The organism is Salmonella enterica subsp. arizonae (genome assembly GCF_008692845.1).
GTDB classification, from domain to species: domain Bacteria; phylum Pseudomonadota; class Gammaproteobacteria; order Enterobacterales; family Enterobacteriaceae; genus Salmonella; species Salmonella arizonae.
This window is the reverse complement of sequence record NZ_VXJW01000001.1, coordinates 170081-196474: the sequence shown is the minus strand read 5'-3', so window position 1 is coordinate 196474 and position 26394 is coordinate 170081. Positions and strand designations below refer to the sequence as shown.

The following is a 26394-nucleotide window of genomic DNA, read 5'->3' as shown; positions in this document are numbered from 1 at the left end:
TTATTTCAGTTTCTCATGGAGCTCAATCAACTCGGCAATCAGTTCACGAGCCAGCATTGACGTCATCAAATGATCCTGAGCGTGAACCAGGACCAGACTGACTTTCATTTTACCTTCGCCCTGATCGCCTTCAATGAGTTTTGTCTGCACAAGATGCGCTTCATTGAGCGCCATGCGCGACTGGTCCATCATCGCTTTCGCCGCCTCAAAATCGCCTTCTTTCGCTTTTCTGAGCGCACCATATGCCAGGCTGCGCGCCTGGCCAGAATTGATGATAAGCCCCATAACGACTTCTTCGAGTTCCTCAGCCGCTGTCTGGCTATCTACAACATTTTCAAGATCAAACATAGTCTTTCCTCTGATTCAGCCCGGCATGGCATCCCATGCCGGCGCGGAGTTTAGAATTTCAGTGCGTTAGCGATATCTTCTTCGCTTTCTTCCTGCTCAATGGCGTTCTGCGCTTTGTTGGCAACCACCACGAAGGGGAGGTAAATCAGGGTGGCGACCCCCAGGTTAAATAGCGCGACCAGTAATGCGGCGACGCTGCCGTTAGTGTTAAAGAACGCCCCCAGCCCGGTTGGCATGGTCCACGGGGCAATATTGGTAATCGGCGGGATAATACCCAAATAGTAAGCCACCAGCGTGATCGCCGCCAGAATCGGTTGAACCAGAATAAATGGGATAAACATTACCGGGTTCATAATAATCGGCAGACCAAACAGGATAGGCTCATTAATCTGGAAGATACCCGACGGCAGCGCCAGTTTTGCGACCTGACGATAGTCCGCGCGACGAGATGCCAGAAAGATAGCGATGATCAGACCCAGCGTTGCGCCGCTACCACCGAGGAAGATATAAGAATCCAGCATCGGTTTTGCCCAAACATGGAACGTTTTACCCGCTTCCAGCGCCGCATCGACAGAGCCAAACTGCTGGTAAATAGAGATGTTTTCCAGCGCCCAGGGTGTCATGATGCCGCTGTCCAGCGCGGTCAGCGCCAGAGAACCGTGAATACCAAAGAACCACAGTAGCGGGACAAATATGACATACGCCCATCCTACTACGCTGCCCAGTGATGCCAGCGGCGTAGAGATAGTGTCCATAATAATCTGATGGAAGTTAGAACCGTAATTAGACAGGACCCAGGAAATAATCCCCATAATGGAGAGAATAATAAAGCCGGGAATTAATGCTGAGAATGAGCGGGACACCGAAGCGGGTACGCTGTCCGGCAGTTTAATGACCCAGTTGCGCCGGACAACAAACGTAAACATCTCCGCGACGACCAAACCAATAATAATACCGGAGATAATATTCGCGCCGCCCAGCCAGTTAGCGCCCACGGCGTAAGCCTCGCCTACGCTATACGGCGTTACGGTCATAAACGCCGCCACGGAGAGCAGTCCGGCGGCCAGCGCGTCAACCTTACGCTCTTCCGCTAACGCCATGCCGATAAAAAATGGCGCCATGAGCGACATAATACCTAATGTGCCGTTATAGACATTGCCGCCAATACCTTTCAACCCATTAAGCGTTTCAATGATTGAGGCATCAAGCCGAATGCCCATAGAATAAAAAAATGACCCCTCCCCAAAGCTCAGAAAAACGTTGTTAATTAATACAAACATCGCCCCTGCAAGGGTTAACGGCATTAAGCGAATAAAGCCGTTTTTGATTGCATTAACGTGTGGCTGTTTTCCTATTTTTACAGCAAAAGGAAGGAGTACCTTTTCAAGTGAAGCAATGACGTTACTCATAGAAAAATACCCTTAAATACCGCAATAAACTATTGCGGTTAGTGTATGAAATAACTCTTTGACGGGAAAAATTAAAAAAATAATTAATTCGCTGCGGCTTTTTTAATTGCTGCTACCGCAGCTTTAAGCACGCCTAAACCATCCACCTTGCCGTACAACATTGAATCAATAACTTCTACCGGTTTATCGGATAATAAACGCTGAATTTCGGGTAACATATAAGCGATTTGTGGACCTAACAGCACAACGTCCGCTGTCGGGCCTTTTTCACCGACCAAGGTTTCAGGGAATGCTTCAATAATAACCGGCACTTCATATTTTTCAGCCTGAGCGCGCATTTTCGATACCAGTAATGACGTTGACATGCCCGCAGAACAAAACAGATAAATGTGTTTCTTTTCCATAAAAACCGTCCTCATGTGCGATTATCTGTCAGCAAGATACGCCGCAAGCCTCAACCTGCATCCATACTCTGGGCGACTTGCGTAACCGAATTTACTTTTTTAGGTGGCTGAAATGAGTATACGGGATTGGACCGCCGGATGGTATTTCCTTGACTAACAAAATTGTCTCTCATTGACCTGACGTTATGACCCCCCTCACATTTCGGGTAAATAATTCGCGATAATAAATAAGGTTATTGCAGGCGCAAAAAAACCGGCTCGCTGGCCGGTTTTCTGGAATGTACAGGCAATATACAGTTGTTACTGCTTCGGTGCCTGTGGGTCAGTATCATACTCTGCGCAGGTCTGATAGCCGGAGTTAATTACGTGTCCAGTATCATCCAGCGCAACAAAGTAGGTTTCCGCTTTACCATCACGTTGACCCAGGATGTAAGTCTGACAGGTACCGCGCGCATGAATCATGCTAACTTCAGATGACGGTTTACCCGCAATCTGCGCAACCTGCGCCCTGCTCATTCCTTTTTTAACGTCTTTAACAACAGGCTCAACAAATTGGTCTTTTGTACGATCATACGCCGTACAGCCTGCCAGCATAGTCATTACCGCCGCTGCGCTTAAAATTCCTGCTACATTCTTGTTCATTTTCCGTCCTCTTGTTTATCAGCGTGTTATGTAAGCCTGGAATACATCAAAACATTTTTCAAGCCGCGACTTACCACAAAAAACCTTTCGGAAAATTCTATAACGCAGATATATGTTGTTTTAAACACCTCTTAATCCGCCAGACCTTGTCGTTTCAACGGTAAAGGGTTAGCTTTAACAGGGTAACGATGCATTTTTTAATGTCGAAGGGGGTTAAATGACTCTGCAGCAAGAGATAATCCAGGCGCTTGGCGCGAAATCGTATATCAACCCTGAAGAAGAAATTCGCCGCAGCGTGGATTTTCTTAAAGCGTACCTGAAAACCTATCCCTTTTTGAAATCGCTGGTCTTAGGCATCAGCGGCGGGCAGGATTCGACGCTGGCCGGGAAACTAAGCCAGATGGCTATCTCCGAACTGCGGGAAGAGACGAACGATGATGCGTTGCAGTTTATCGCCGTTCGCCTGCCTTACGGCGTACAGGCTGATGAACAGGATTGTCAGGACGCCATTGCTTTTATTAAACCGGACAGAGTGCTAACCGTTAATATTAAAGGCGCCGTCCTCGCCAGCGAGCAGGCGCTGCGCGAGGCGGGAATTGAGCTGAGTGATTTCGTTCGCGGCAATGAAAAAGCCCGTGAGCGAATGAAAGCGCAATATAGCATCGCCGGTATGACTCATGGCGTAGTGGTAGGAACCGACCATGCGGCGGAAGCGATAACCGGATTTTTCACCAAATATGGCGATGGCGGTACCGATATTAATCCGCTTCATCGCCTTAACAAACGCCAGGGAAAACAGCTTCTCGCGGCGCTGGGCTGTCCTGAGCATCTGTATAAAAAAGTCCCCACCGCCGATTTGGAAGACGACCGCCCTTCACTGCCTGATGAAGCCGCTCTGGGCGTGACGTATGACAATATTGATGATTATCTGGAAGGCAAAACTCTGGCCCCCGCCATCGCTAAGATCATCGAAGGCTGGTATGTAAAAACTGAACATAAACGCCGTTTACCGATTACGGTATTCGACGACTTTTGGAAAAAATAAGCGTACTTCTACCGTTGTGCCGGATATCACTCGCCTATCCGGCCTTCTCGCTTACCCGCCTCTTTTTTAATCACACACCTGCTGTTATACTGGATGAATAACCAGTTAACGGAGAGCACTGTGGTACGGCGTCAATCAGCCCCCCGCCTTGAATTTGAGGCGGCAGCCATTTACGAATATCCAGAACATTTACGCCCATTTCTCAGCGAGTTGCCAGCCTTACCGGGCGTGTATGTATTTCATAGCGAAAGCGATACGTTGCCGCTTTATATCGGTAAAAGCGTGAATATTCGCAGCCGGGTGCTCTCGCATCTGCGAACGCCTGACGAGGCCGCCATGCTGCGGCAGTCGCGGCGGATAAGCTGGATTTGCACCGCCGGTGAAATGGGCGCTCTACTACTGGAAGCGCGGCTGATCAAAGAGCAACAACCGCTGTTTAACAAGCGGTTACGTCGCAATCGCCAGCTTTGCTCCCTACAGTTAAGCGAACAAAAGATTGAGGTCGTCTCCGCCCGCAGCGTCGATTTTTCCCATGAGCCGAACCTGTTTGGACTTTTCGCCAACCGTCGGGCGGCGCTGCAAAGCTTACAGAGCCTCGCCGATGAACAAAAATTGTGTTACGGCCTGCTGGGGCTTGAACCATTAAATCGTGGGCGCGCCTGTTTTCGTTTCGCTCTGAAGCGCTGCGCTGGCGCGTGTTGCGGGCAAGAAAGCCCGCAGGCGCATTTTCTTCGTCTGCAGGCATCACTGGAGCGGTTACGTGTTGTTTGCTGGCCCTGGAAAGGCGCCATCGCGTTAAAAGAGAGCCGCCCGCAAATGACCCAGTTCCACATTATCAACAACTGGTTATGGCTGGGGGCGGTATCCTCGCTGGTTGAGGCGACCACCCTGGTACGTACGCCTGCGGGCTTTGATCAGGACGGCTATAAAATTCTCTGTAAGCCGCTAATGTCTGGTCAATATGAGATCATTGAACTGAATACTGACTGTCGCCAGTCATAAAGAAAACCGCCGATCCTGTCCACCTCAACGACCGTGTTGTCAACAAGGCCGGCGGTCTTAAATGGTGCGGGAAATTATTCTGCCGCAGCCGGCATTTTACCTTCTTGCGCCGGGCGTTCTGTCAGACGCTTCTCAAAATTAGCGTTATATTGCTTTTTCTGTTCTGGCGTCAGAATGTTATAAATTTTATTCTGGGTTTCCATATGCGCCAGCATATTGGCTTTGCGCTGCGCTTCCATTTTGGTAATTTGCGCTTCTGCTTTGGCTTTATCGAACGTATCGCTGGCAATAATATCATGTATGGCGCGACGCTCTTCCAGCGGCGGACGTTTCATTTGTTCGCGCTGCGCTTTCATAATGTCGCGAATTTGTTGCTTCTGCGCATCCGTCAGGTTCAGGTTTTTAAACATCATATCGTGATGCGGGCCAAACTTACCTTTATGTTGCATCATTGGCTTCACATCCGCTGGCGCGGCGGTGTTGGTCTCATCGGCATGAGCCAGATTCGCAGCCCCCATCGCCAGGGTAGAGGCCACAAACAGAGCGGTCAGTTTACGCATATTTTCATCCTTCCTTTCGGTTATTTTTACGGCATATTTAAAACAGTGCCATGTTCACGTGATTAACTTTAACCGTATTAGCGTCAATTAGTCATAACAACGGTAAAACAATGAAAGTATAAAAGACACTTTTTCACCAATTGTGAAGAAAAAAAGAATAAATTGCGTAGAGCTGAAAGAGAAATATACAGCGGCATGATATACCAGAAATTATGCAGAACTATAACGCAACAACGCTTATTAATAAAGCAATTCTCCAGGAATAATCCGTAATAGCGTGAAGCGCTATCCTAAATCATCCCTGTAACATAACGTGATCTTACAGGGAAATTTATCAGGGAAGCCTTTCCAGCATTAATCCGGCCCGCAATCCGCAGGCAACGGCGGGGTTAGGAAAGAGAACATATTCAACGTCATGCGTCACCGTCACGCGCTTGTCCCCCTCCTCGGCCAGTAATGTCCCCTTCGTAAAGGCAGTAAAATTCAGCGTTTGCGCATCCATATAAAGCGCGAAATTATCGCTGTGACGCGTGATTTGCGACACCACCCGATACCGTAACGGCAATGAAGACGAGGTTGGCATTACCAGCCCCCCCAGCAGCGCCGACAACGCCTGCGAAGTTACGCTGAACTGCGCCAGATCGTTTTGCCCAAACGGCAGCGCCTTCCCCAGCTCCAGCGTACAGGAAAGCGCCCCGAAATGTTCAGTACTAAAGTGCGTAAACGTACCGCCCGGCACCTGATGAAATACCAGCGCCTCCAGCCCGGCCGCGCCCAGCCACGCCAGAAAATCTGTATCCCACGGTCGGTCGCGTTGCGGCAGTATGCCAAAGCGCAAATGATGCGAGCCACGAATGGCGGTATGCAGATCCAGGTGCCAGCGTATCCGCGCCTGCTCGTATGAAAAGAATGTCTCCAGGCTTAGCTCCAACTCACGCGCCCGCCGCGTTTCATCGCTTTCGGCAAAGGACTGCCAGCGCCTACCGAACATACGGTTCATATCACTATGGCAATAGCGCTTTCCCGCCGCCAGCGCCTGCGGATTACCGAATACCACCAACACTCGCCACGTTAAAGACAAGCTGCCGATATATAGCGCCGACAGCAGTTTATCCAGCATCTCTACCGGCGCGGTTTCATTACCGTGTATTCCCGCAGAAAGAATCAACGCGCGGTCAACCGGCGCATTGGGCGTGAGTTCAAGCAGACCATGACCTAACCAGCGCCAGCGAAAATCAGCGCCCTTGCCCTGCGTCACCCGTGGAGTCTCTCCGGTTAACGTCAACGACAGAAAGTTATCCATCAGCCGCCCCCGTTTGCTGGAAAGGATAAACCGACCCAAGATCAAGCAGTCGCGTTAACACATCCAGAGCCTCCCGACCTTCTCGCAGTAATAACGGATCGGCAAGATCGGCGGCGGTCAGGCGATCGCGATAAAAACGCTCCGCCCACGCATTGAGGGCCGTAAACAGAGCGTCATTCATCATTACCGCTGGATTCACCGCCCGTTGCTCTTCTTCTGTTAGCACTACGCGTAATCGCAGGCAGGCCGGGCCGCCGCCGTTGGCCATACTTTCCCGCAAATCAAACACCTGCATCGCGCTGATTGGGTTGTCTTCCGCCACCAGCTTGTTCAGATAGCGCCAGACGCCGACATGGTCCTGACATTCCTGGGGCAATACTAACAACATTGATCCGTCGTCACGGCTTAACAACTGGCTATTAAACAGGTAGGTCGCCACGGCATCTGACACGGAAACCTCGTCGGCGGGTACCTCTATCGCCATAAAACCATCAACGCGCGTGCGCAAGTGATTGATGAGCCTTTCCTGCCGGGCAAACGCCGCTTCGTGACAAAACAATACCTGGCGATTCGAGACGGCGATGACATCATTATGAAATACGCCTTGATCGATAGCTTCCGGGTTTTGCTGAGCGAAGATAACCTGTTGGGGATTCACCTGATTAAGTCGCGCCACGGCCTCGCTGGCTTCGCGGGTCTGGCGCGCCGGATAACGAGCGGGTCGCTTTTCGTTCCCCTCTTCGCGTCCATAGACAAAAAGCTGCACGCCTGCCAAACCATACTCGCCGCCAAGACGGTTATGATTCGCCGCCCCTTCATCTCCCAATAATGCTACCTGCGGTAATGCGCTATGCAGCGAAAACCGACTTTCATCGCGGAATATGGTACGTAACAACGCTTCCGTGACTGGCGCCTCAAGAGAACGATGAAATTTATTGTTTAAATTCGCCACCGTCAGATGTACTTTCCCGTCCAGCGCGTCTGCCGACGGGCAAACCGTCGCCGCATTCGCAACCCACATTGGCGAAGCGGAACTCACGCGGGAAAGCCAGCGCGGTGCCTGACGGGCAACCTTATCCAGAATCTGCTCGTCGTTACCGCTGAAGCCGAGCTGACGCAACGCCGGAATAAAAGGCCGCTCATGCGGCGGGATCACGGCCTGGGGAAAGCCGGCATCCGCCAGTGCTTTCATCTTTAGCAGCCCCTGCTTCACCGCCAGAAGAGGGTTCGCCACCTGAAAACGGTGGCGGGTCGACGCTTCATTGCCGAAGGATAGCCCGGCGTAATGGTGAGTCAGCCCCACCAGTCCGTCAAAATTAACTTCATGCGCTGTCATACCGCCTCCCTGCGAGAAAAATCGAGGCCGGGGCTTAATGTCGCAGGCAACGTCAGTTCGGGAGATTCCAGAGTGGCCATCGGCCAGGCGCAATAATCAGCGGCGTACCAGGCGCTGGGCCGATGATTGCCGGACGCGCCGACACCGCCAAACGGCGAGGTGCTCGCCGCCCCGGTGAGCGGCTTATTCCAGTTAACGATTCCTGCCCGCGCTTCCAGCAAGAGCTGTTCGAACTGTGCGCGATCCGTCGACACCAGTCCACACGACAGGCCAAAACGGGTGCTATTCGCCAGATGAATCGCCTCATCGAAATGATCATAACGCCAGACGCTCAGTAGCGGACCAAACACCTCTTCATCCGGCACATCCGTGACACTCGTCAGTTCAATGATGCCAGGCGTAAGCAGGGAGGTTCCCTCTTTGACCTTCCGCGGCGCCAGTAGCGTGCGTCCGCCTAATGCCTCTCGTTGGTGCCAGGCCTCAATGACATGTTGCGCCGCCTGCGCTGAAATCAGTCCGCCGATAAACGGCTGCGGATCGTCATCCCACCTGCCGGGTTGCAGGCGTCCGGCGACATCAACCAGCCGCGCCAGAAATGCATCGCCCTGCACGCCCTGTTTTACCAGAAGGCGTCGCGCGCAGGTGCAGCGCTGTCCGGCGGTAATAAACGCCGATTGCAACGTCAGATGTACCGCCGCATCAATATCTTCCGCGTCCTCAATAATGAGCGGATTGTTTCCGCCCATTTCAAGGGCAAGAATTTTTTCTGGCTGGCCGGATAGCTGGCGATGAAGCTGATATCCGGTACTGGCGCTGCCGGTAAACAGCAGCCCGTCGAGATCGTCGAGCAAACTCAGAGCGTGTCCGGTCTCCCGACCGCCCTGAACCAGATTAAGAACGCCTGCCGGTAGCCCCGCCCGCTCCCAGAGTTTTATTACCGTTTCCCCGGTCCACGGCGTTAGCTCGCTGGGCTTGAAGATCAGCGTATTGCCTGCCAGCAACGCGGGCACAATATGCCCATTCGGTAAATGACCGGGAAAGTTATAAGGACCGAATACTGCCAGCACACCGTGAGGTCTATGGCGTAACGTCGCGGCGCCATCGGCAAGTTCGCTTGTTTGTTCGCCTGTTCTGGCATGATACGCCTTGATAGAGATGGCGATCTTATTGATCATCGCCGTAACCTCCGTTGCCGCCTCCCAGCGCGGTTTACCGGTTTCACGCGCGATAACCGCCGTGAGTTCGGCTTTATGCTCCTCCAGCAAAACGGCAAATTTCTCTACGATGGCCTGTCGCGCCGCAAAAGGCTGTCTGGCCCAGCAAGGAAACGCCGCGCGCGCCGCCTCACAAGCCCCGGCGACCTGCGCCGCATCCGCGTCATTCCCCTGCCAAAGTATCTCCGCGCTCACCGGATTGGTTTTGCTGCGGCGCTCGCCCTGACCGGTTATCCAGTCGCCATTTATCCATAGCGTCATACAGTTTTCTCCTCTGCGCAAAGACGTACCAGCCGAACGTGGTCTCCCGCGCGACATTTCAGCGCATCCAACTGCGCGGCGGTAAATACCAGTCGTGAAGTCTGCGGATCGGCACGCACCAGCGCGGCCCGAAAGTGGTGATAGTTTTCATTGGCCACCAGACATGCCGGATAGTCGCCAGGCGCGGGTTGACCTTCAGCGATCTCCACCAACCGGCTTTTACGAATGGCCCGCACGCGATCAATATCACACTCCAGGGTCGGTCCGCCGTCGAAGATGTCGATATAGTGGCGATAGCGAAAGCCCTCTTTTTCCAGTACCGCGCGGGCTGGCGCCGTTTGCGGGTGAACTTCGCCAATCACAGCCTGTGCCTCTTCAGATAAGAAATGGGTATAGATAGGATGTTTAGGCATCAGCTCGGCGATAAACGCCTTTTGCCCAGTACCGCATAAAAAGTCCGCGCGGCTGAAATCCATTGAAAAAAAGCGTTTGCCGAGGCTTTGCCAGAAGGGAGAGTAACCGTGCTCGTCAATGACGCCGCGCATTTCCGCCACCACTTTCTCATTGAATTTATCGCGAAACGCGGCCATAAACATAAAACGCGATTTTGACAACACGTAGCCGTTACCCTCTTTACGCCATTCGGGATCAAGAAACAGCGTGCAAAGTTCACTGCTGCCGGTGTGATCATTACTCAGGAATAATGTTGGCAACGCGTTGTATACATTCAGCTCTTTGGAGGCATGAACCAATGTACCGACACGATAGTTATACCAGGGATCGTTGAGGCCGACCGCAACCTCAATGGCGCAGATCCCGCCGACCTCTCCCGTTTCACTGTCCTCCAGAACAAACACATACCCTTGCTCGCTTTTTGGCAGATCGTCAGACCAGGTTTTCCGAGCACGCTCAATGCGGGCCGCCAGCGTCGCTTCATTTGCCGGTAGCGAGGTTAAGCCGCCGCCCGTTTTTCCTGCAAGCCGCATCAGCGCGGCGATATCCGCATGTTCGACAGGACGAATCACCCGCATGATGCGCCTCCCGTTTGAATGCGTCCGCATGCCTGGGTAAAACGATCAAGCCCGGTGGCTATTTCCTCGTCGCTCACATTTAACGCTGGCGCAAAACGCACCACGTCACCGCCGGCGATAAGCACCATGACGCCTGCTTTTGCCGCTTCCTGGGCGATGAGTTTGGCTTTTCCAGCAAACTCCCCCTGTAGCGCACAGCCAAGCAGTAGCCCCAGCCCGCGAATTTCACTGAACATTCCAAAACGTTCATTAATCGTAGTTAGCCGTTCAATAAACGCGTCGTGGCGCTGCCTGACGCCGTTTTGCATCTCCGGTGTATTGATGATATCCAGCACTTTTCCGGCGACGGCCGTCGCCAGCGGATTACCGCCGTAGGTGGTGCCATGCGTGCCTGGCGTCATGACGCTGGCATAGTCTTGCGTCGTCAGCATAGCGCCAATCGGGAAGCCGCCGCCCAACGCTTTAGCGGTCGTCAGGATATCGGGCGTAACGCCATAATGCATATACGCATACAGTTCGCCGGTACGTCCGACGCCCGTCTGCACTTCATCAAAAATCAGTAACGCCTGATGCCGGTCGCACAATTCACGTAGTCCCTGCAAAAAGGCTTTCGTGGCGGGGATCACGCCGCCCTCGCCCTGAATTGGCTCCACGATCACAGCGCAGGTATTGTCATCAATTAGTGCGCTGGCGGAGTTCAAATCGTTATAGGCTGCGTGACGAATATCAGGCGGCAGCGGCGCAAAGTCCTGTGAATACGCTGGTTGGCCGCCAGCGCTTACGGTAAAGAGCGTGCGACCGTGGAACGCATTTTTAAAGGCCACAATGCCGCCTTTATAGTTGCCGACACGATCGTGGGCGTATTTGCGCGCCAGTTTTAACGCTGCTTCATTCGCTTCAGCGCCCGAATTACAAAAGAAAACGCGTTCGGCAAAGGTGGCGTCAATGAGTTTTTTCGCCAGTCGCAGCGCCGGTTCATTGGTGTAGCCATTCCCGGTATGCCAGAAGCGACTTGCCTGTTCATTTAACGCTTCGCGCAGCGCCGGATGCGCATGTCCCAATGCATTGACCGCGATCCCGCCAGCAAAATCAATGTACTCTTTCCCCTGCTGATCCCACAGGCGTGAACCTTCTCCGCGAACAGGAATAAAAGGCGCGGGAACATAAACCGGCACCATCCATTCATCAAAGTTTTCACGCGTAACTGACAGAGACATAGCGACCCCTTTTAGTAAAAATAAAGTTATTTATATGTTAATTAATATGTGTGTTTGCGCTGTAAATGTAGATTGCAGCGTTCGTGCCAGCCAGCGCTAAAATTGCATAAACGAAAGTGATGAACGGTAAATCAAGAAGTTACAACGTAGCGATATTCACTTTTACTGCATGGAAAGTGAATATTTCCGCATAGTCGGTGACTAAAAAGAGGAAAAAGCGAAATATTATTCAGTTGCCAAATATAATTCTGGAATTGTGATCTTATACGAAATTTACTGGAAATTACCGCTCCGTTCTGGTGCATTTACACTCAAGCAACGCCATTTTTGCGCTATAGAAAACCCCTACGCTTCAATTGGCCGAAACCGATGATGAGTGGCAGTCACCCGGTAAAATTTCTGCTACCATCCCAACACTATTCATCTTGCAAAGTGGCAGTAACTATGAAATTTGTCTCTTTTAATATCAACGGCCTGCGCGCCCGTCCCCATCAGCTTGAAGCGATTGTCGAAAAACACCAGCCCGATGTGATCGGCCTACAGGAGACAAAAGTTCACGATGAGATGTTCCCGCTCGAAGAGGTCGCGAAGCTGGGCTATAACGTTTTCTATCACGGACAAAAAGGGCATTACGGCGTCGCGCTGCTAACGAAAGCCACGCCAATTTCCGTCAGACGCGGTTTTCCGGATGATGGCGAAGAGGCGCAGCGTCGCATTATCATGGCGGAGATTCCCTCCCCGCTGGGTAATATCACCGTCATTAACGGCTATTTCCCTCAGGGAGAAAGCCGGGATCATCCGCTCAAGTTTCCCGCAAAAGCGCAGTTTTACCAGAACTTGCAAAATTATCTTGAGACCGAACTCAAATGTGATAATCCGGTATTGATTATGGGCGACATGAATATCAGCCCGACCGACCTGGATATTGGTATAGGCGAAGAGAACCGCAGACGCTGGCTGCGAACCGGTAAATGCTCCTTCCTGCCGGAGGAGCGTGAATGGATGTCTCGGTTGCTGAAGTGGGGATTAGTGGACACGTTCCGTCAGGCGAATCCGGAAACGGTGGATAAATTCTCATGGTTTGATTACCGCTCTAAGGGTTTCGTGGATAATCGCGGACTGCGAATAGATCTTTTGCTGGCAAGCCGCCCGTTGGCGGAACGTTGCGCAGAAACCGGTATTGACTACGACATTCGCAGTATGGAAAAACCCTCCGACCATGCGCCGGTCTGGGCGACGTTTCGCGTTTGATTCAGCCGCCTGATTGACCGTAAGGCCGGGGTAGTGCGACGCTTCCCGGCAGGAATAGCAACCTTAACGACGATGATAAAAAAACTTGATGTTGTTGCCGCCATCATTGAACGCGACGGCAAAATTCTGCTGGCCCAGCGCCCGAATCATGCGGATCAAGCCGGTTTATGGGAGTTTGCCGGGGGTAAAGTCGAACCCGGCGAAACTCAGCCGCAGGCGCTTGTCCGCGAGTTACGCGAGGAGTTAGGCATTGACGCCACGCCCGGCGCCTATATCGCCAGCCATCAACGCGACATATCTGGCCGACGGATTCATTTACACGCCTGGCATGTGCCTGCATTTAACGGTCTGATACGCGCGCTGGAACATCAGGCATTAGCCTGGTGTACGCCGGAAGAGGCGCTGGAATATCCTCTCGTCCCGGCAGATATTCCTCTATTGCAGACGTTTATGGCGTTACGCGACGCCAGACTAACGGATTCGTGCTGATGGTTTTTTCGTCACGTTGGCACTGGAGCAATACCCCTTCCACTTTTATTACCGCGCCTTCGGAGTAATTCTGATCCAGGTAAACGCAGCACTGAATGCAGGGCTGGGACGACTGACCGCGCGTGCTGAAAACTTCCGGCGGGACATTCACTTGTATATCAGGACGACTGCTCTGGTTTGCCAGCGCGACCATTGGTATGACCGCCATCGCGGCGGCCACAAGGCTTCGGCGCATAGGATTTCCTTATTTTTCTGAGCATATTCTCAGTATAACGGTAAACCGATGCGAAAACTTTAATCCTCTTTCGTCATCGCGTTTAGTTATGACCCTCGTTCCGTTATGAATTTACTTAGCGGCATCATTTTTTCCTTGCTTACCGTCACATTGCTGATGGTATAGTCGAAAACTGCAAACACTTATTCTGATAACACGCAAATACAACCACATTAATATATAAGAGGTTTTTATATCTATGGATCAGACATGTTCTCTGGAATCGTTCCTCACCCATGTACAAAAGCGCGACCCGCATCAAACTGAGTTCGCGCAAGCCGTCCGTGAAGTCATGACCACCCTGTGGCCGTTTCTTGAACAAAATCCCCGTTACCGCCACATGTCTTTACTGGAACGTTTGGTTGAGCCAGAGCGCGTGATCCAGTTTCGCGTAGTATGGCTGGACGACAGAAACCAGGTACAGGTAAATCGCGCCTGGCGCGTGCAGTTTAATGCCGCGATTGGCCCCTATAAAGGTGGTATGCGCTTCCACCCTTCGGTAAATCTGTCCATTCTTAAATTCCTCGGCTTCGAACAAACCTTTAAAAATGCCCTCACCACATTGCCGATGGGCGGCGGTAAAGGCGGCAGCGATTTCGATCCGAAAGGGAAAAGCGAAGGCGAAGTGATGCGTTTCTGCCAGGCGCTGATGACCGAACTGTATCGCCATTTAGGGCCAGATACCGACGTGCCTGCCGGTGATATCGGCGTGGGCGGACGCGAAGTGGGTTTTATGGCGGGAATGATGCGTAAGCTTTCCAATAACAGCGCCTGCGTCTTCACTGGCAAAGGGCTTTCCTTCGGCGGTAGCCTGATTCGTCCGGAAGCAACAGGCTATGGCCTGGTCTACTTCACCGAAGCGATGCTTAAACGTCATGGTCTCGGTTTTGAAGGAATGCGCGTCGCCGTTTCTGGCTCAGGCAACGTAGCGCAATACGCCATTGAGAAAGCGATGGCCTTTGGCGCGCGCGTGGTTACCGCATCGGATTCGAGCGGTACGGTTGTCGACGAAAGTGGTTTCACGCAAGAAAAGCTGGCGCGTCTGTGTGAAATTAAAGCCAGCCGCGATGGGCGCGTCGCTGACTACGCCCGTGAGTTCGGGTTAATCTATCTGGAAAGCCAGCAGCCCTGGAGCGTACCGGTGGATATCGCTCTGCCGTGCGCGACGCAAAATGAATTGGATGTTGACGCGGCGCGCGTACTGATTGCCAATGGCGTAAAAGCGGTGGCGGAAGGCGCAAATATGCCAACCACGATTGAAGCGACCGATCTGTTCCTTGAGGCGGGCGTACTGTTTGCGCCGGGCAAAGCCGCCAACGCGGGCGGCGTAGCGACATCGGGGCTGGAAATGGCGCAGAACGCCGCGCGTTTAAGCTGGAAAGCCGAGAAAGTGGATGCCCGTTTGCATCACATTATGCTGGATATCCACCACTCCTGTGTGGAATACGGCAGCGACAATAAGCATACCAACTACGTTCAGGGCGCCAACATCGCCGGTTTCGTGAAAGTCGCCGACGCCATGCTGGCGCAGGGCGTCATTTAATCCCGTCGTCAGGCCAGATGGCTTTGCGCTTATTCGGTCTGACGGCCTGTCTCCTCAGCAGGCGGGCTTTTTTTGCCCGCTCGCTTGCGCGGCGCGCTCTTTTTCTTTTCTCCGCCGCCTGGCGCGACTATCCCTCTGAAGCGCTTCACTGGCGTGCGCTTAGCCTGATCGATCAACTGGTACAACGTGCCGACCAGCGGTTGCATAAAATCCTGGTAACGGCACTGCTTTTCGCTGATTTGCGTCAAAACAGATTCCCAGTGCGCGGTCATATCCGGACGGGCCGCCATTTCCGGCAGCGAGTGGATTAACGCTTTTCCGGCCTCGGTAGAATGAATGTAGCGCCCTTTTTTAGTCAGAAAGCTGCGTTTGAACAGCAATTCGATAATCCCGGCTCGCGTGGCTTCCGTCCCCAGCCCATCGGTCGCGCGCAGGATCTTTTTCAGATCTTTATCCTGCACGAAGCGGGCAATTCCGGTCATCGCTGAAAGCAGTGTCGCATCGGTGAAATGGCGTGGCGGCTGGGTTTGTCGTTCGACCACTTCACCTTTTTCGCACAGCAACTCATCGCCTTTCGCGACGACCGGTAGCGGCGTACCGTCGTTCTCCTCGTCGCGCTCTTTGCTGCCCAGCAACGTTCGCCAGCCAGCCTCCGCCAGAAAACGCGCTTTAGCGACAAATTTCCCTTTGGCGATTTCCAGTTCAATAACACATTTACGAAACACCGCGTCCGGACAGAACTGCATCAGATACTGACGCGCAATCAGGGTGTAAACTTTCGCTTCGTTTTCCGTCAGATGGACAGAAGAACTGCGCGCCGTCGGGATAATCGCGTGGTGCGCATCCACTTTTTTGTCATCCCAGCAGCGATTGCGCGTATCAGGATCAACAACAGGCTGCGGCAGTAAATCCGGGGCGTGGACGCTAATCGCGTTCATCACCGCCTGCCGTCCGGCAAAGTGTTCTTCCGGCAGATAACGGCAGTCGGAACGCGGATAGGTAATTAGTTTGTGGGTTTCATATAGCTTCTGACAAATATCAAGCACGTTTTGCGCGCTCAGGCCAAAGCGTTTGGCGGCTTCAATCTGTAGCGTCGAGAGCGAAAACGGCAGCGGCGCGGATTCTGATTCCCGTTTATCATTATAACTGGTTACCAGCGCGGGCTGACCGTTGATTCGGTTCACTACATGCTCCGCCAGCGGACGATGAAGCAAGCGCCCCTCTTCATCCTGATAAGGTTCGCACGCCTCGCTCGGCTGCCAGATAGCGGTAAAACGCTCGTCGGCAGGCGTAACGATGTGCGCCTTTACTTCAAAGAAGTCTTTGGCGACGAAGTTCTCAATCTCTTCATCTCGCCGCACCACCAGCCCCAGTACCGGCGTCTGCACGCGTCCCACGGATAACACGCCCTGATAGCCGGCATTACGGCCCAGGATCGTGTAAGCGCGGGTCATATTAATGCCATACAGCCAGTCCGCTCGCGCTCGCGCCAGCGCGGAGACGCATAGCGGCACGAAGTCGCTGTTCGCTCGCAGCCTGTCGATAGCACGCTCGACCGCCTGCGGGTTAAGGTCGTTTATCAGACAACGCCGCACCTGCTGGCGCTTTTCGGCAGGAAGCTGGAGATAATCCAGCACTTCATCAACCAGAAGCTGTCCTTCGCGATCCGGGTCGCCGGCGTGAATAATTTCACCGGCTTGATGCAAAAAGCGCTTAATCACATTGAGCTGTTTGGTGACGGAAGGACGAGGCTGAAGCTGCCATTTTTCCGGCACGATAGGCAGGTCAGCCAGATTCCAGCGCGCATAACGGCTGTCATACGCATCGGGCTGCGCCTGTTCCAGCAAATGACCAATACACCAAGTGACGACCTGCCCGTTTCCGCACTCAATAAAACCATCGCCTTTACGGTGCGGTTTTGGCAGCACATCCGCAATGGCGCGCCCCAGACTCGGTTTTTCGGCAATAAACAACCGCATCAGGTTAACGAATCTCAACCATAGCGCGACCGCCACGGGCGTCGACCAGTTCGCCAATCGCGGTCAGATCGATACCAAATTCCGCCGCGGTGGCTTTAACATCGTCTTCGGCGTCCGGCGTTACCGCCAACAGCAGACCGCCTGACGTTTGCGGATCGCACAGCAGGCTACGAACTTCACGCGACATGTCGCCCATCAGATGACCATAGCTGGCGAAGTTGCGCTCTGTGCCGCCCGGTACGGCGCCCAGAGCAATATACTCTTCCACGCCCGGCAGTTTAGGGATGTCCTGATAGCGAAGCAGCGCCTGCACGCCTGCGCCCTGGCACATCTCGCTCAGGTGTCCCAGCAGACCAAAACCGGTAACGTCAGTCATGGCTTTTACGCCGTCGATATTGGCAAAAGCCGCGCCAGCAATGTTCATCCGACACATGACCTCCGTCGCCAGCCCCTGATGTTCAGGTTTAAGCAGCGATTTTTTCTCGGCGGTGGTCAACACGCCAATCCCCAACGGTTTGGTCAGGAAGAGTTTGCATCCGGCCTGCGCGGTACTGTTTTTCTTCACCCGTTCGGTTGGCACCACGCCTGTGACCGCGAGACCAAAGATCGGCTCCGGAGCGTCAATAGAGTGTCCGCCCGCCAGCGCGATACCAGCCTGACGGCAGGCAAAACGTCCGCCCTCGGTTACTTCGCGCGCAATCTCAGGCGACAGGGTATTGATCGGCCAGCCAAGGATCGCGATCGCCATAATCGGTTTGCCGCCCATCGCAAAAATATCGCTGATGGCGTTTGTTGCCGCAATGCGGCCAAAATCAAACGGGTTATCGACTATGGGCATAAAGAAGTCGGTGGTACTGATAATACTGGTGCCATTACCCAGATCATAAACCGCCGCGTCATCGCGGGTTTCATTACCCACCAACAGATTCGGGTCGACGAACTTCGCCTGCTCGCTGTGCAGAATAGTCTCCAGCACTTTTGGGGAAATTTTACAACCGCAACCGGCTCCGTGGCTGTATTGCGTTAAACGAATGGCTTGCTCGCTCATGGACATCTCCTGTCATTGCAATCGCGCTATGGTAGCGCTCATTCCCTGATGTAGTAAGTATCACTGTCTGAATTACCGCGCCTTTGCTCAGAAACCAGACAGTTTTATCCCTCTGCGTCAGAAATAACGCACAAATGGCGTGGGATCGGGCGTACTGATCGTGGTTGACGCTTTGAGCTGCGGCGTGCCGAGATAGAGAAAACCGACGATTTTATCCTGAGGGCGGCATTCAAAGGCTTCCCGCACGACAGGGCTTTCAGTTAACGCGCCGCTACGCCAGATACCATTAAACCCTTGCGCAATCGCCGCCATTTGCATCGCCATCACCGCGCATCCGGCGGACATCTCCTGTTCCCACACGGGAACCTTATGGTTTTCTTCGCATTTCGCCACCACGGTAATGATCAGCGGCGCGCGAAACGGCGCATTGCGCGCTTTTTCAATCGCTTTCTCATCATCCCCGGCAGCAACAGCGCCTTGTTCAAGAACGGCGCTGAAACGGTGGCGCCCTTCTCCTTCAATCACAAAAAAACGCCACGGCTGTAGCGACTTATGATCGGGAACACGCATCCCCGCCCGCAGAATGTTCTGTAATTGCTCTCCGACAGGCGCCGGTTCTGCGAGACGAGAGGCGCTACGACGGTTGACTAACAGTTCGAGTGCATCCATTTGATTAACTCCACCAATGATATTTATTCACAAAATTAACACGGGAGCGGATTTTGTTACAGCACAGGCAGTGATTCCTGCTGACAACTGCCTGATGGGTCATTACGATAGCCACATCTTAATGCTTTATCCTCATTAAGGCATAAACGTTGTTACTCAGATAGGGAGAATACATGCGAACCCTTTGGCGATTTATTGCCGGATTTTTTAAATGGACGTGGCGATTGTTGAACTTCGTCCGTGAAATGGTACTCAACCTGTTCTTTATTTTTTTGGTCCTGGTAGGCGTTGGGATCTGGATGCAGATCGGTAACGGCAGCAACAGTGAGCAAACGGCGCGCGGCGCTCTGCTGCTGGATATTTCCGGCGTTATTGTGGATAAACCGTCCACCAATCATCGTCTGGGCGCGCTGGGTCGCCAGTTGTTTGGCGCCAGCTCCAACCGTTTGCAGGAAAACTCTCTGTTTGACATCGTCAATGCTATTCGTCAGGCTAAAGATGACCGTAACATCACCGGTATCGTTCTGGATCTGAAAAATTTCACCGGTGCCGATCAGCCGTCCATGCGCTATATCGGTAAAGCGCTGCGCGAATTCCGCGACAGCGGCAAACCGGTTTTCGCTGTGGGTGAAAACTACAGCCAGGGCCAGTATTACCTCGCCAGTTTCGCCAATAAAATCTGGCTCTCCCCGCAGGGTCAGATAAATCTTCACGGCTTCGCCACTAATGGCCTGTACTACAAAACTCTGCTGGATAAACTGAAAGTCTCTACCCACGTTTTCCGGGTCGGCACCTATAAATCCGCCGTTGAGCCATTTATCCGCGACGATATGTCGCCCGCCGCTCGCGAGGCCGACAGCCGCTGGATAGGCGAATTGTGGCAAAATTACCTGAATACCGTCTCCACCAATCGTCAGATTTCACCGCAACAGCTCTTTCCCGGCGCACAGGCGATTATCGACGGGTTAACAAGTGTAGGAGGCGACACTGCCAAATATGCGCTTGACCATAAACTGGTGGACGCCCTCCTTTCCAGCGCAGATGTTGAAAAAGCGCTGACGAAGCAGTTTGGCTGGAGTAAAACTGAAAATAACTATCGCGCGATCAGCTATTACGATTATTCGCTGAAAACACCAGCGGATAACGGCGGTACTATTGCGGTTATTTTCGCCAATGGCGCGATTATGGATGGCGAAGAGACGCCAGGGAATGTCGGCGGCGACACTACGGCATCGCAGATCCGCGACGCACGCCTCGATCCTAAAGTGAAAGCGATTGTGCTGCGCGTCAATAGCCCTGGCGGTAGCGTCAATGCCTCCGAAGTTATCCGCGCCGAACTGGCGGCGGTAAAAGCGGCTGGCAAACCGGTGGTGGTCTCGATGGGCGGCATGGCGGCCTCCGGCGGTTACTGGATCTCTACGCCGGCAAACTATATCGTGGCCAGTCCCAGCACGCTGACGGGTTCAATTGGTATCTTCGGCGTCATTAATACGGTAGAAAACAGTCTGTCGTCGATTGGCGTACACAGCGACGGCGTATCCACCTCGCCGCTGGCGGAGATTTCGATGACCAAAGCGCTGTCGCCGGAAGTGCAGCAGATGATGCAGCTCAGTATTGAGTACGGTTACAAACGCTTTATCACGCTGGTGGCAGAAGCGCGTAAGCGTACGCCGGAACAGATTGATAAAATCGCTCAGGGCCACGTCTGGACCGGACAAGACGCAAAAGCCAATGGCCTGGTGGACAAGCTCGGCGACTTTGACGACGCCGTCGCCAAAGCGGCGGCGCTGGCGAAACTGAAACAGTGGCATCTTGATTACTATCAGAACGAACCAACAGTCCTTGATATGATAATGGACAGTATGACCGGTTCTGTCCGCGCCATGCTGCCGGAGGCTATTCAGGCGATGCTCCCGGCGCCGCTCGTTTCCGCCGCCAACACGGTGAAAGCCGAAGGGGATAAACTGGCGGCATTTAACGATCCGCAAAACCGTTATGCGTTCTGTTTGACGTGCGCGAACGTTCGCTAATGCTTCCTCAATAGCCATGCCGGATGGCGGCGTACAGTGATAGCCGCCATCCGATATTCATTAATACGTTCTGACTTAACATTATCATGCAAAAGAAATCAATTTACGTTGCCTATACCGGCGGTACTATCGGTATGCAGCGCTCAGAGCAGGGGTATATCCCGGTGTCCGGGCATCTTCAGCGTCAGCTAGCGCTGATGCCGGAGTTCCATCGCCCGGAGATGCCGGACTTTACCATCCATGAATATGCCCCGCTGATGGATTCATCAGATATGACGCCGGAAGACTGGCAGCATATCGCTGAGGATATCAAAACGCACTACGACGAGTATGACGGTTTTGTTATTCTGCACGGCACCGACACGATGGCGTTTACCGCATCAGCGCTCTCTTTCATGCTGGAAAATCTGGGTAAACCGGTTATTGTGACAGGGTCACAAATACCGCTGGCCGAGCTGCGCTCCGACGGGCAAATTAATTTACTGAATGCGCTTTATGTCGCCGCTAACTACCCTATTAACGAAGTAACGCTGTTTTTTAACAATCGTCTGTTTCGCGGTAATCGCACGACCAAAGCACATGCGGATGGTTTTGACGCTTTTGCCTCTCCTAATCTGCCGCCCTTGCTGGAAGCAGGAATTCACATTCGCCGTTTAAATACGCCTCCCGCGCCCTACGGTTCTGGTGAGTTAATCGTTCACCCTATTACGCCGCAGCCGATAGGTGTCGTGACTATTTATCCAGGGATTTCCGCCGAGGTAGTATGTAACTTCCTGCGCCAGCCAGTAAAAGCGCTGATTCTGCGCTCTTATGGCGTAGGCAACGCGCCGCAAAATAAAGCGTTTTTGCAGGAGCTGAAAGAGGCCAGCTCACGCGGCATCGTCGTGATTAACCTGACGCAATGCATGTCAGGGCGAGTCAATATGGGCGGGTACGCTACCGGGAATGCGCTGGCGCACGCTGGCGTGATTGGCGGTGCCGATATGACCGTCGAAGCTACCTTAACCAAACTGCATTATTTGTTAAGCCAGGGTCTGGACACTCAGGCGATTCGTAGCGCGATGGCGCAAAACTTGCGTGGTGAATTGACGCCGGATGATTAAAAAATCCCGACGACAAGGAGAAGATAATGACAAACCGGGCCTTACTACTGGTCGACTTACAGAATGATTTCTGCGCTGGCGGCGCACTGGCTGTGCCGGAAGGCGACAGCACTATCGACATCGCCAACCGGCTTATTGACTGGTGCCAGCCCCGCCAGATTCCGGTGCTCGCCAGCCAGGACTGGCATCCCGTCGGGCATGGCAGTTTCGCCAGTCAGCATCAGGCGGAACCCTATAGTCAGGGAGAACTGGACGGTCTGCCGCAAACGCTCTGGCCGGATCACTGTGTTCAACATACCGACGGCGCGGCGTTACATCCCCTGCTTAACCAACATGCGATTGACGCTACCATTTATAAGGGTGAAAACCCGCTGATTGACAGTTATAGCGCGTTTTTTGACAACGAACATCGGCAGAAAACAACCCTTGATGCCTGGCTTCGCGAGCATGACGTCACCGAGCTTATCGTGCTGGGGTTGGCGACCGATTACTGCGTAAAATTTACGGTACTGGATGCATTACAGTTAGGCTATGCTGTTAACGTTATTACCGATGGCTGCCGCGGCGTGAATATTCAGCCACAGGATAGCGCGCACGCGTTTATGGAGATGGCGGCGGCAGGCGCAACACTGTATACCCTGGCAGACTGGGAAGAAACGCAGGGTCAGGTTGTCGCCGAATAACAGAGCAGGTATCGTATCCGGCCAATAAACACGCAACGATGAGACCATTGCGTAGATTTCCGGGGCCGGATACATTGCATTAGCATCGTCACCAGACAAAGCTCAACCCAGGCTGGAGAGCGCTTCTAACGAAACTCTTCTCGTTTCAATGCCAAAACAAAACGCAAAATCGTACACAGTACAACTCCTCGGGCAATGGAATCGCCGGAGGGCGGCTACATCTTACCTGGTCTACGGTTCTATCTTATTACTGCATTTTCAGCGTCGCAATCGGCTTTGGCGTAATGCCGAAATCCGCTTTAAGCTGCTGCTTGCTTTTCATTACCATCTGACCGTGAGTATCGATCGTCATATGTTGCGCTTCGGTATTGTGCCGCGCCTGCCATAGCATCACCAGTTGCAGGCTGTTTTCTTTCTGTTCCGGCGTCAACGCCACGCCATCCGGCCATTTACCCAGCTCAACGGCGGTGGATAAACGTTGATACACTTCCGGCGTCATGCTGTTAATGATCTCATCAAGATTCATGATGTGTCCGCTCCTGTGGAATAATTTGCTGAATCGTTTTTTCAGCCTTTCAGTTGATCGCCGTTTTTCTCGTCAGAAAAGGCCAGCGAGGCCGAATTAACGCAATAGCGCTCACCGGTTGGCTGCGGACCATCCGGGAAAACGTGTCCGAGATGCGCATCGCAGTTTCCGCAACGAATTTCGACACGCTGCATGCCATGAGAAAAATCGTCTATGTAACGAATCGCCTCTTCGCTGACAGGCTGGTAAAAGCTAGGCCAGCCGCAGCCTGAATCGTATTTGGTGTGGGAGTGAAAAAGCGGCGTATCACAGACCAGACAGTGATAAACCCCATCGCGTTTATTATGTAGCAGGCGTCCGGTAAATGGCGGTTCTGTGCCACGATCCTGCGTCACATAGAATTGCATTTCGGACAATTTTTTCTTGAGTTCTTCTGCTGAAGGTTGGTTAGCCATTTGCTCACATCTCACTTTAAACGTGCTCACATTGCCTGACCGATTCTAACAAAACATTAACACCTCAGTACCAACTTTTGTTCTAAACTTGATCATTGCGAAATGGCGGCTCATGAATCGTGACTGATGTCACATTATTATCTCGGTTGCCCTTTAAAATTCGGGGCGGCGCCCCCATGTGGTTTCAAGCCGAAAGGAAGAGTGAGGCGAATCAGCCGCGCAAAGGTTGTGCAGAGGATTGATTTGTCGCAATGATTGACACGATTCCGCTTGACGCTGCGTAAGGTTTTTGTAATTTTACAGGCAACCTTTTATTCACTAACAAATAGCTGGTGGAATATATGACTATCAAAGTAGGTATCAACGGTTTTGGCCGTATCGGTCGCATTGTTTTCCGTGCTGCTCAGAAACGTTCTGACATTGAGATCGTTGCAATCAACGATCTGTTAGACGCTGAGTACATGGCTTACATGCTGAAATATGACTCCACTCACGGCCGTTTTGACGGTACTGTTGAAGTGAAAGACGGTCATCTGATCGTTAACGGTAAAAAAATCCGTGTTACCGCTGAACGCGATCCGGCTAACCTGAAATGGGACGAAGTTGGTGTTGACGTAGTGGCTGAAGCTACCGGCATCTTCCTGACTGACGAAACTGCGCGTAAACACATCACCGCTGGCGCGAAAAAAGTGGTTCTGACTGGCCCGTCTAAAGACAACACTCCGATGTTTGTTAAAGGCGCTAACTTTGACAAATACGAAGGCCAGGACATCGTTTCTAACGCTTCCTGCACCACCAACTGCCTGGCGCCGCTGGCTAAAGTTATCAACGACAACTTCGGCATCATCGAAGGCCTGATGACTACCGTTCACGCGACTACCGCAACTCAGAAAACCGTTGACGGCCCGTCTCACAAAGACTGGCGCGGCGGCCGCGGTGCATCCCAGAACATCATCCCGTCCTCTACCGGTGCTGCTAAAGCGGTAGGTAAAGTGCTGCCAGAACTGAACGGCAAGCTGACCGGTATGGCGTTCCGCGTTCCGACTCCGAACGTATCCGTAGTTGACCTGACCGTTCGTCTGGAAAAAGCGGCAACCTACGAGCAGATCAAAGCTGCTGTTAAAGCTGCTGCCGAAGGCGAAATGAAAGGCGTTCTGGGTTACACCGAAGACGACGTGGTCTCTACCGATTTCAACGGCGAAGTATGCACTTCCGTGTTCGATGCTAAAGCAGGCATCGCACTGAACGACAACTTCGTGAAACTGGTTTCCTGGTACGACAACGAAACCGGCTACTCCAACAAAGTACTGGACCTGATTGCCCACATCTCCAAATAAGGTGAGATGAAACAGTCATTGGTAAGAGCGACTCTGGTCGCTCTTTTTTTTGCCTAAAAATAGCCCCGTCATACTTCAGGTTGCAGGTGCGTTAGCTATGCTCTCTCACCCGAATCACTTGCGAAAGCCTGGCTCATCGGGATAAATCAGGCACATCCGTGTCCCTTGGCTGAAGGCAATCTTCGGTTGTTCAAATTCGTTGCTGACGAATTTGTCGTTCGCTTGCCGCATGACCCGGCCTACGGGACCAACGCAAGTACTGTTCAAGGCACAAGCGCCTTGCCCTGCAACTCGAATATTTTAAGATAAAAGGATTGCGTAATGATTAATAAAATTTTTGCTCTCCCGGTTATCGAACAGGTTACCCCTGTCTTTTCCCGCCGCCAGCTTGATGACCTGGAGCTGATCGTCGTTGACCATCCGCAGGTTAAAGCTTCTTTTGCATTACAGGGCTCGCATCTTCTCTCCTGGAAACCCGCCGGCGAAGAAGAAGTGTTGTGGCTCAGTAATAATACGCCTTTCAAAACCGGCGTGGCGCTACGTGGCGGCGTACCGATCTGCTGGCCCTGGTTTGGACCTGCGGCTCAACAAGGCCTGCCGTCACACGGCTTTGCGCGTAATCTGCCGTGGGCGCTAAAAGCGCATAATGAAGATGACCATAGCGTAATGCTAACATTTGAGCTGCAAAGCAGCGATGCCACCCGGAAATACTGGCCGCACGATTTCACGCTGCTGGCACGCTTTAAAGTCGGCAAAACCTGTGAAATTGAACTGGAAGCGCATGGCGAGTTTGAAACCACATCCGCTCTTCATAGCTATTTCAATATTGGCGACATTGCTAACGTTCAGGTCAGCGGGCTCGGCGATCGGTTTATTGATAAAGTTAACGACGCCAAAGAAGGTGTCCTTACCGACGGCGTACAAACCTTTCCGAGCCGTACCGATCGCGTTTACCTCAATCCTGAAGCATGTAGCGTGATTCACGATGCAACATTACGCCGCACGATTGATGTGGTTCATCACCACCAGATCAACGTTGTAGGCTGGAACCCCGGCCCGGCTTTGTCCGCCAGCATGGGCGACATGCCGGATGACGGCTATAAAACATTTGTCTGCGTTGAAACGGCTTACGCTACTGCGCCACAATACGCCACAGAAGAAAAGCCATCTCGTCTGGCGCAAACTATCTGCGTCGCTCAACGCTAAAAGTGTATTGATGCCAGCGTTTCTGTAGG

General features: G+C 52.7%; 26 protein-coding genes. 10 read left to right on the top strand and 16 right to left on the bottom strand.

Going from position 1 to position 26394, the window contains the following annotated elements:
- The 4 genes from chbA to osmE form a co-directional block, all read right to left on the bottom strand.
- On the bottom strand, positions 1–348 hold the full coding sequence (gene chbA, locus F4V61_RS01030; protein WP_000459884.1) for a PTS N,N'-diacetylchitobiose transporter subunit IIA: 348 nt from the start codon (positions 346–348) through the stop codon (positions 1–3).
- A 50-nt stretch (positions 349–398) separates the two neighbouring features.
- Positions 399–1757 (bottom strand): PTS N,N'-diacetylchitobiose transporter subunit IIC, encoded by a 1359-nt coding sequence (chbC, locus tag F4V61_RS01025; RefSeq protein WP_080161032.1) that lies wholly within the window; start codon positions 1755–1757, stop codon positions 399–401.
- Positions 1758–1840: 83 nt separating this feature from the next.
- On the bottom strand, positions 1841–2161 hold the full coding sequence (chbB, locus tag F4V61_RS01020; protein WP_000412175.1) for a PTS N,N'-diacetylchitobiose transporter subunit IIB: 321 nt from the start codon (positions 2159–2161) through the stop codon (positions 1841–1843).
- Positions 2162–2461: 300 nt separating this feature from the next.
- Positions 2462–2803, bottom strand: coding sequence for an osmotically-inducible lipoprotein OsmE (osmE, locus tag F4V61_RS01015; protein WP_001039301.1), 342 nt, complete (start codon positions 2801–2803; stop codon positions 2462–2464).
- 217 nt (positions 2804–3020) lie between these two features.
- On the opposite strand from osmE, the gene nadE reads away from it, so the two are divergent.
- Together nadE and cho are read left to right on the top strand one after the other, a co-directional pair.
- A complete protein-coding gene (gene nadE, locus F4V61_RS01010; protein ID WP_079903668.1) occupies positions 3021–3848 on the top strand; it encodes an ammonia-dependent NAD(+) synthetase in 828 nt (275 codons plus the stop codon).
- Positions 3849–3968: 120 nt separating this feature from the next.
- A complete protein-coding gene (gene cho, locus F4V61_RS01005; protein WP_000252416.1) occupies positions 3969–4850 on the top strand; it encodes an excinuclease Cho in 882 nt (293 codons plus the stop codon).
- 74 nt (positions 4851–4924) lie between these two features.
- On the opposite strand, the gene spy is transcribed toward cho, so the two are convergent.
- From spy to astC, 6 genes are all read right to left on the bottom strand, one after another.
- The gene (spy, locus tag F4V61_RS01000) at positions 4925–5410 is read right to left on the bottom strand and encodes an ATP-independent periplasmic protein-refolding chaperone Spy (protein WP_001229006.1); all 486 of its coding nucleotides are present in this window, start codon (positions 5408–5410) and stop codon (positions 4925–4927) included.
- 334 nt (positions 5411–5744) lie between these two features.
- Positions 5745–6713 (bottom strand): succinylglutamate desuccinylase, encoded by a 969-nt coding sequence (gene astE, locus F4V61_RS00995; RefSeq protein ID WP_080161033.1) that lies wholly within the window; start codon positions 6711–6713, stop codon positions 5745–5747.
- Positions 6706–8049, bottom strand: a complete 1344-nt coding sequence (gene astB / locus F4V61_RS00990) for an N-succinylarginine dihydrolase (RefSeq protein ID WP_058819620.1) — start codon at positions 8047–8049, stop codon at positions 6706–6708. The genes astE and astB overlap by 8 nt, the downstream gene beginning before the upstream one ends.
- Positions 8046–9524: a succinylglutamate-semialdehyde dehydrogenase gene (astD, locus tag F4V61_RS00985; RefSeq protein ID WP_080161034.1), complete on the bottom strand. Its 1479-nt coding sequence runs from the start codon at positions 9522–9524 to the stop codon at positions 8046–8048. Before astD ends, astB begins: the two co-directional genes overlap by 4 nt.
- Positions 9521–10555 carry an arginine N-succinyltransferase gene (astA, locus tag F4V61_RS00980; protein WP_001263898.1) on the bottom strand — a complete coding sequence of 345 codons (1035 nt, stop codon included), beginning with the start codon at positions 10553–10555 and terminating at the stop codon, positions 9521–9523. The genes astD and astA overlap by 4 nt, the downstream gene beginning before the upstream one ends.
- Positions 10546–11772: a succinylornithine/acetylornithine transaminase gene (gene astC / locus F4V61_RS00975; protein ID WP_000059517.1), complete on the bottom strand. Its 1227-nt coding sequence runs from the start codon at positions 11770–11772 to the stop codon at positions 10546–10548. The genes astA and astC overlap by 10 nt, the downstream gene beginning before the upstream one ends.
- 444 nt (positions 11773–12216) lie before the next feature.
- Between astC and xthA the strand changes: the two genes are divergently transcribed.
- Together xthA and F4V61_RS00965 are read left to right on the top strand one after the other, a co-directional pair.
- Complete coding sequence (xthA, locus tag F4V61_RS00970; RefSeq protein ID WP_058819622.1) at positions 12217–13023, top strand: exodeoxyribonuclease III; 807 nt, start codon at positions 12217–12219, stop codon at positions 13021–13023.
- A gap of 72 nt (positions 13024–13095) precedes the next feature.
- Positions 13096–13512 carry a pyrimidine (deoxy)nucleoside triphosphate diphosphatase gene (locus tag F4V61_RS00965; RefSeq protein ID WP_000592143.1) on the top strand — a complete coding sequence of 139 codons (417 nt, stop codon included), beginning with the start codon at positions 13096–13098 and terminating at the stop codon, positions 13510–13512.
- Here the strand turns inward: F4V61_RS00965 and F4V61_RS00960 are convergent.
- Positions 13472–13747: a YnjH family protein gene (locus F4V61_RS00960; RefSeq protein WP_080161035.1), complete on the bottom strand. Its 276-nt coding sequence runs from the start codon at positions 13745–13747 to the stop codon at positions 13472–13474. The two genes, F4V61_RS00965 and F4V61_RS00960, sit on opposite strands and share 41 nt — an antisense overlap.
- A gap of 238 nt (positions 13748–13985) precedes the next feature.
- Between F4V61_RS00960 and gdhA the strand changes: the two genes are divergently transcribed.
- Positions 13986–15329, top strand: a complete 1344-nt coding sequence (gene gdhA, locus F4V61_RS00955; RefSeq protein ID WP_058819624.1) for an NADP-specific glutamate dehydrogenase — start codon at positions 13986–13988, stop codon at positions 15327–15329.
- Between the two features lie 29 nt (positions 15330–15358).
- Here gdhA and topB read toward each other — a convergent pair whose 3' ends face one another.
- From topB to F4V61_RS00940, 3 genes are all read right to left on the bottom strand, one after another.
- On the bottom strand, positions 15359–17308 hold the full coding sequence (gene topB, locus F4V61_RS00950) for a DNA topoisomerase III (protein ID WP_038396119.1): 1950 nt from the start codon (positions 17306–17308) through the stop codon (positions 15359–15361).
- A gap of 4 nt (positions 17309–17312) precedes the next feature.
- Positions 17313–18356 (bottom strand): selenide, water dikinase SelD, encoded by a 1044-nt coding sequence (gene selD, locus F4V61_RS00945; protein ID WP_038396121.1) that lies wholly within the window; start codon positions 18354–18356, stop codon positions 17313–17315.
- 117 nt (positions 18357–18473) lie between these two features.
- Entirely contained in the window at positions 18474–19025 is a 552-nt protein-coding gene (locus tag F4V61_RS00940; RefSeq protein ID WP_000339320.1) for an NAD(P)H nitroreductase, read from the bottom strand.
- Between the two features lie 173 nt (positions 19026–19198).
- Between F4V61_RS00940 and sppA the strand changes: the two genes are divergently transcribed.
- From sppA to pncA, 3 genes are all read left to right on the top strand, one after another.
- On the top strand, positions 19199–21055 hold the full coding sequence (gene sppA, locus F4V61_RS00935; protein WP_038396123.1) for a signal peptide peptidase SppA: 1857 nt from the start codon (positions 19199–19201) through the stop codon (positions 21053–21055).
- A gap of 86 nt (positions 21056–21141) precedes the next feature.
- Positions 21142–22158, top strand: a complete 1017-nt coding sequence (gene ansA / locus F4V61_RS00930) for an asparaginase (protein ID WP_080152877.1) — start codon at positions 21142–21144, stop codon at positions 22156–22158.
- Positions 22159–22184: 26 nt separating this feature from the next.
- Positions 22185–22841, top strand: a complete 657-nt coding sequence (pncA, locus tag F4V61_RS00925; protein ID WP_038396125.1) for a bifunctional nicotinamidase/pyrazinamidase — start codon at positions 22185–22187, stop codon at positions 22839–22841.
- 247 nt (positions 22842–23088) lie between these two features.
- Here pncA and F4V61_RS00920 read toward each other — a convergent pair whose 3' ends face one another.
- Both F4V61_RS00920 and msrB read right to left on the bottom strand, forming a co-directional pair.
- On the bottom strand, positions 23089–23367 hold the full coding sequence (locus F4V61_RS00920) for a YeaC family protein (RefSeq protein ID WP_001046862.1): 279 nt from the start codon (positions 23365–23367) through the stop codon (positions 23089–23091).
- 41 nt (positions 23368–23408) lie between these two features.
- Positions 23409–23822, bottom strand: a complete 414-nt coding sequence (gene msrB, locus F4V61_RS00915; protein ID WP_001519539.1) for a peptide-methionine (R)-S-oxide reductase MsrB — start codon at positions 23820–23822, stop codon at positions 23409–23411.
- Positions 23823–24163: 341 nt separating this feature from the next.
- Here msrB and gapA point away from each other — a divergent pair, with 341 nt between their 5' ends.
- Both gapA and F4V61_RS00905 read left to right on the top strand, forming a co-directional pair.
- Positions 24164–25159, top strand: a complete 996-nt coding sequence (gene gapA, locus F4V61_RS00910; protein ID WP_000153505.1) for a glyceraldehyde-3-phosphate dehydrogenase — start codon at positions 24164–24166, stop codon at positions 25157–25159.
- Between the two features lie 321 nt (positions 25160–25480).
- A complete protein-coding gene (locus F4V61_RS00905) occupies positions 25481–26365 on the top strand; it encodes a D-hexose-6-phosphate mutarotase (RefSeq protein ID WP_058345388.1) in 885 nt (294 codons plus the stop codon).
- Positions 26366–26394: the final 29 nt, after the last annotated feature.